This is a genomic window from Methylobacterium iners, from assembly GCF_022179305.1.
GTDB lineage: Bacteria > Pseudomonadota > Alphaproteobacteria > Rhizobiales > Beijerinckiaceae > Methylobacterium > Methylobacterium iners.
The window spans coordinates 1-1,874 of the sequence record NZ_BPQP01000159.1 but is presented as its reverse complement, the minus strand read 5'-3'; the positions used below and the strand labels follow the sequence as shown (position 1 = coordinate 1,874).

1 protein-coding gene is annotated in these 1,874 nt (G+C 65.2%); it reads left to right on the top strand.

The window, feature by feature from the left end; all coding sequences use genetic code 11:
* Positions 1-126: 126 nt before the first annotated feature.
* Positions 127-1,874 (top strand): PAS domain S-box protein (locus MFF55_RS26475; RefSeq protein ID WP_238247216.1); only part of this gene is annotated, 1,748 nt, incomplete at its 3' end.

The window sequence follows — 1,874 nt, the reverse complement described above, 5'->3', positions numbered from 1 at the left end:
GCAATGTCGAGGTAGAGATCAGGGTGGTCGATCAACCAACCACGGCTGTGCCTGGGCTGAGCTGACCGTAGGTTGGCACAAAGTCGCGGTGAAAAGCCGCCGCTTGTTTGCTAGAGCGTCCGCCTCATGGACGAGACCTCTAAGCCGCTCGGCCCGCGCGCGACACTGGGACAGCTCAAGCGTGACGAAGCCAGGATCAGCGCCGAGATAGCGGGTACGGATGGGGGGATCGATCCCTTCGTCGCGGCCGTGCACGCCACGCGCATGCCGATGATCATCACGAACCCGCGGCTGCCCGACAACCCAATCGTCTTCGTCAACGACTCGTTCTGCCGCCTGACCGGCTACGATCGCGACGAGATCGTGGGGCGCAACTGCCGCTTCCTGCAGGGACCGGAGACCGATCCGGCCGTCGTGCAGAAGCTCCGCGAGGCCATCGCCGCGCCGCGCGCCGTCGAGACCGACATCCGCAACCACCGCAAGGACGGTACACCGTTCTGGAACCGGCTGCTCATGGCGCCGGTCCACGACGCCGCCGGCAAGCTGGCCTACTTCTTCGCCAGCCAGCTCGACGTGACGCTGGAGCGGGACCGTGTGGCCGCCCTCGAAGGCGAGAACGCAGCGCTGACAGCTGAGCGGCTCATCAACGAGAACCGGCTCGCCTTCAGCGAGGAGTCCTTACGGCTTGCAACAGAAGCCGCCGAGATCGGCACCTGGGACCTCGATCTGTTCACCGACGTGCTGACCTGGTCGGACCGCACCCGGGCGATGTTCGGCATCTCGCCGGGCCTGCCCGTCAGCATTGCCGAATTCTACGCCGGCCTGCATCCGGACGATCACGACGCAACCGCCGCGGCCTTCGCCTCGGCCCTCGATCCCATGCGGCGCGCCACCTACGACGTGGAGTACCGCACGATCGGCAAGGAGGATGGCGTCGTACGCTGGGTTGCCGCCAAGGGCAGGGGCATGTTCGACGAGACCGGGCGCTGCGTGCGGGCGCTCGGCACCGCCATTGACATCTCGGAGCAGGTCCGCGCGCGGGCAGCGTTGGCAGAGAGCGAGGAACGTTACCGCACGCTCTTCGAGAGCATCGATGTCGGGTTCTTTCTCATCGAGATGAAGTTCGACGAGACAAATCGGGCAATCGACTACCGGATCGTCGAGGCCAACCCCGCCTTCGAGCGCCAAACGGGAGCCAGGCTCACAGGACGATGGGCCAGTGAGTTCGACCCGAACTTGGAGCGACACTGGTTCGACACTTACGGTCGCGTCGCGCTGACGGGTGAGGCTGCGCATTTCGAGAACAGGGCGGAGACCTTCGAGCGCTGGTTCGATGTGCGTGCCATGCGCGTGGGTGATCCGGCTGCGCGCCGGGTCGCGGTCTTCTTCACCGACATCTCGCAGCGCAAGCACATGGAGGAGACGCTCCAAGTCCTCAACGCGACCTTGGAGCAGCAGGTCTCCGAGCGAACAGCCGAGCGGGATCGTCTCTGGACCTTGTCCGAGGACATGCTGGCGCGAGCCAATTACGAGGGGATGATGTCCGCGGTCAGTCCTGCCTGGACGCGCGTGCTGGGCTGGTCGGAGGCGGAACTCCTGTCGCGGCCCTACGCAACCTTCATGCATCCTGACGACATGGAGCCAACGCTTGCCGCTCTTGGCCGCATGGGTGAGACGGCCCAGTCAGTCCGCTTCGAGAACCGTATCGCTACCGAGGATGGGATGTGGAAGCCCATCGAGTGGACGGTAGCGCCGGAGGCCGACAACCCCAGCTTCGTCGCCGTCGGACGTGATCTGAGTATCGTCAAGGCGCGCGAAGCCGAGCTGGCATCTGCACAGGAGACGTTGCGTCAGTCGCAGAAGATGGAGGCGGT